Annotated in this window: 3 protein-coding genes; all 3 read left to right on the top strand. The window is 44.8% G+C overall.

The genetic code is table 11. The features are described from left to right. A partial coding sequence (locus NNN64_RS22470) for a fimbrial protein (protein ID WP_271442835.1) occupies positions 1–695 on the top strand: 695 nt, incomplete at its 5' end. 47 nt (positions 696–742) lie between these two features. Continuing rightward, complete coding sequence (locus NNN64_RS22475) at positions 743–1,426, top strand: fimbria/pilus periplasmic chaperone (protein ID WP_271442836.1); 684 nt, start codon at positions 743–745, stop codon at positions 1,424–1,426. Between the two features lie 12 nt (positions 1,427–1,438). Further along, on the top strand, positions 1,439–3,919 hold the full coding sequence (locus NNN64_RS22480) for a fimbrial biogenesis outer membrane usher protein (protein ID WP_271442837.1): 2,481 nt from the start codon (positions 1,439–1,441) through the stop codon (positions 3,917–3,919). The last annotated feature ends 178 nt before the right edge of the window (positions 3,920–4,097 follow it).

Below are 4,097 nucleotides of genomic sequence, written 5' to 3' on the forward strand. Positions count from 1 at the left end.
TTGTTGCAATTATATTGCTGTTTGTAACTTGTCTTAAATCAAAAAAACAACATGTTTACATTGCGGTAACGTTTATGCTGTGCGAATTTAATTTCAAGGGCCGACCCCTGGTAATAAATAGAAATTACTTTATTAAGGAAGATATTATGAAACGCTCAATTATTTCTGCTGTTGTACTGTCTGCTGTGTTTATGAGTGCTGGGGTTTTTGCTGCTAATAATGAAGAGGGTACTCTAACTATTAATGGGGAAATTAAAGGATCTTCTTGCTATTTTGACAGTGGCAAAGACTCTGAAATTCTTCAATTGAATGCCGTTGATGCATCACTTTTCGCCAATAAAGCGGTCGGGGAGGTGGTTGAAGGCAATGCCCAAAAAGCAACAAATATGAAGATAATTTGCCCTGGGAATTCGAAGTTAACAAGCATTAATATCACAAATGTTGTTTTTGGTGATGGCGGCATTATTAAACCGTCAACAGGGGCGGATACTAACGTTGGTTTCAAACTTAAAATGGACGAAAAGCATATTGATAAAACTGGCGTTATTGATATTTCATCTTTAAATAAAACGCTGGGAGTGGAAGGGGAGATCTATACTTTGAATTTTGATGCCGACTATTCTCGATTGAATTTAAATCCGGTTAAAAATGGTCAACTTAGCGCCACAGTCACTTTTTCTGTTTCGGCTGAATAAATTATTTTGCCGGTAATTATTACCGGCATTATTTTGGATGGCACCGTATGAAACGAATATTTATCTCAATGCTTGTGATATGCTCTTTTTCTGGACACGCAGGGATCGTGATTTATGGTACTCGCGTAATCTACCCAGCAGAAAAAAATGAAGTTCTGGTACAGTTGATGAACCAAGGGGAGCGTTCGTCACTGGTGCAATCATGGATTGATGACGGCAATACGTCATTACCGCCGGAAAAAATTAACGTACCCTTTATGCTTACACCTCCAGTAGCGAAGATTCCCGGAGATTCAGGCCAGCAACTGAAAATTAAAAAAATGCCGAATACGCTGCCTAACGATAAAGAGAGTTTATTTTTTCTTAATGTACTGGATATTCCACCGAATAATCCCGATAGCGCCGGAAAAAATGTACTCAAATTCGCCATGCAGAATCGAATTAAATTTTTTTATCGGCCAAAAGGTATTGCCGCCGTTAATAAAAATACTTTCCATAAACTGGCGTTAACACGCAGTGGTAATAGTTATTCTATCAGAAATGATGCTGCTAACTGGGTTACGGTGACAGAAGTTAAAGCTAATAATGTCAAAATCAACAATGAAAGTATTATGCTTGCTCCGCTCTCCAGTGCGAATGTGGCATTGAAAAATACTAATGCCAATCAGTATAAAATGACCATTATTGACGATCACGGCAATTATATTAGTGATAACGTCAGCCTAAAATAACAGGAGCTGGTTATGTTAAGGATGACTCCGCTTGCTTCGGCAATACTACTGTTGTTGGTTGGCATTGACGCCCAGGCTGCAGAAGATACGTTTGACACCCACTTTATGATGGGCGGTATGAAAGGCGAAAAAGTCTCAAATTTTCGCCTCGATGATAACCAACCACTGCCAGGCCAATATGATATTGATATCTACGTCAATAAGCAGTGGCGTGGTAAGTATGAAATAACCGTTAAGGATAATCCGGATGACACCTGTTTATCCCGTGACGCATTAACGCGTCTGGGGATAAATACACAAGCATTGGACCAGCAGAATGAATGCCCAACCCTAAAGCAGGCGGTACAGGGAGGCAGTTACGCCTGGAATATCGGTACGTTTCGCCTTGATCTCAGCGTACCGCAGGCGTATGTCGATGAGCTTGAGAATGGCTATGTTCCTCCGGAAAACTGGGATCGTGGCATCAATGCCTTCTATACCTCGTACTATGCCAGCCAGTATTACAGCGACTATAAGGATTCTGGTAACAGTAAAAGTACCTATGCGCGCTTTACCAGTGGGTTAAATCTGCTGGGCTGGCAGTTGCATTCCGATGCCAGCTATAACAAAACCGATGACAGCAACGGGGAGTGGAAAAGTAATACCCTGTATCTGGAACGTGGCATCCCGCAAATTCTGGGCACTCTGCGTGCCGGGGATATGTATACCTCATCAGATATTTTTGACGCAGTGCGCTTTCGTGGCGTGCGGCTGTATCGCGATATGCAGATGCTGCCGAACTCCAAACAAAACTTCACGCCATTAGTGCAGGGGATCGCGCAGAGTAACGCGCTGGTTACCATCGAACAAAACGGTTTTGTGGTTTACCAGAAAGAGGTTCCGCCTGGCCCGTTCTCCATTGCTGATTTGCAGCTGGCTGGAGGGGGAGCGGATCTTGACGTCAGTATCAAAGAGGCTGACGGCTCGGTAACAACCTATCTGGTGCCCTATGCTGCGGTGCCCAATATGTTGCAACCCGGCGTGTCAAAATATGATTTTGCCGCTGGACGTAGTCATATCGAAGGCGCCAGTAATCAGACCGACTTTGCACAAATGAGCTACCAATACGGGCTGAATAATCTGTTAACGCTGTATGGCGGCACCATGCTGGCAGATAACTACAATGCGTTTACGCTTGGAACCGGCTGGAATACACGTATCGGCGCGATTTCCGTCGATGCGACACAATCGCACAGCAAACAGGATAATGGTGATGTGTTTGACGGGCAGAGCTACCAGATTGCCTATAACAAATATTTGACGCAAACCGCCACCCGTTTTGGCCTGGCAGCTTATCGCTACTCATCACGGGATTATCGGACATTTAACGATCATGTCTGGGCAAACAATAAGAACAACTACCATCGCGATGAAAATGATGTGTACGACATCGCGGATTATTACCAGAATGATTTTGGTCGTAAAAACAGCTTTTCGGCTAACGTCAGCCAGTCTTTGCCGCAAGGTTGGGGCTCTTTTTCGCTCAGTACGCTGTGGCGCGATTACTGGGGACGGAGCGGTAACAGTAAAGATTATCAGGTGAGTTATTCCAATAGCTGGCAACGGATTAGCTATACCTTTTCCGCCAGCCAGACTTACGATGAAGATCATCACGAAGATAAACGTTTTAACGTCTTTATCTCTATTCCGTTCGACTGGGGCGATGATATTAGCAGTCCACGCAGACATTTGTATGTATCTAACTCAACGACCTTTGATGACGATGGCTTTGCATCCAACAATACCGGGCTTTCCGGCACCGCAGGCAGTCGCGATCAGTTTAACTATGGGGTGAATCTCAGTCATCAACGGCAGGGTAGCGAAACAACGGCAGGCGGCAATCTGACGTGGAATGCGCCAGTTGCGACACTTAACGGTAGCTACAGCCAGTCGTCTAAGTATACACAAACTGGCGGCAGTATTTCCGGGGGGCTGGTGGCCTGGTCTGGGGGCGTGAATTTAGCCAACCGGCTATCAGAAACATTTGCCGTGATGCATGCGCCGGGTCTGGAAGGGGCATATGTGAATGGGCAGAAATACCGTACCACCAACCGCAATGGCGTGGTGGTCTACGACGGCTTAACGCCTTATCGTGAAAACCACCTGACGCTGGATGTGTCTAACACCAAGAGTGAAACCGACCTGCAGGGCAACCGCCGCAGCGCCGCCCCTTACCGCGGAGCGGTAGTACTGACAAGGTTTGATACCGACCAACGTAAACCCTGGTATATCCGGGCGTTGCGTCCTGATGGTTCACCGCTGACGTTTGGTTACGAAGTAGAGGATATTCATGGGCACAATATTGGCGTGGTAGGCCAGGGAAGCCAGCTTTTTATTCGCACCAATGAAGTACCGCCGGAAACAAAAGTAGCAGTCGATAAACAACAGGGACTTTCATGCTCAATCACCTTCGGCAAAACGATTGATGAAAGTAAAGTTTATATTTGTCGGTGAGAGGTGGATATGAAATATTTGTTTTTTTTAATTGCATTAATTAGTTTTGGTGCAAGTAGCCATTGCTATATTTCTAATGGCTCTGAAATATATGTGTCTGGCGATGAATTAAAGCTTGAGAATATGAAAGGTAATGTTGTCAATATATCCAACTTTAAATTTACTCATAACCCTATGT

The organism is Citrobacter sp. Igbk 14 (assembly GCF_028069825.1).
Taxonomy (GTDB): Bacteria; Pseudomonadota; Gammaproteobacteria; order Enterobacterales; family Enterobacteriaceae; genus Citrobacter.

What these genes read in the sequence shown, in the direction of transcription:
- NNN64_RS22475 (WP_271442836.1), top strand. Translation starts at nt 743, where the DNA reads ATGAAACGAATATTTATCTCAATGCTTGTGATATGCTCTTTTTCTGGA.
- NNN64_RS22480 (WP_271442837.1), top strand. Translation starts at nt 1,439, where the DNA reads ATGTTAAGGATGACTCCGCTTGCTTCGGCAATACTACTGTTGTTGGTT.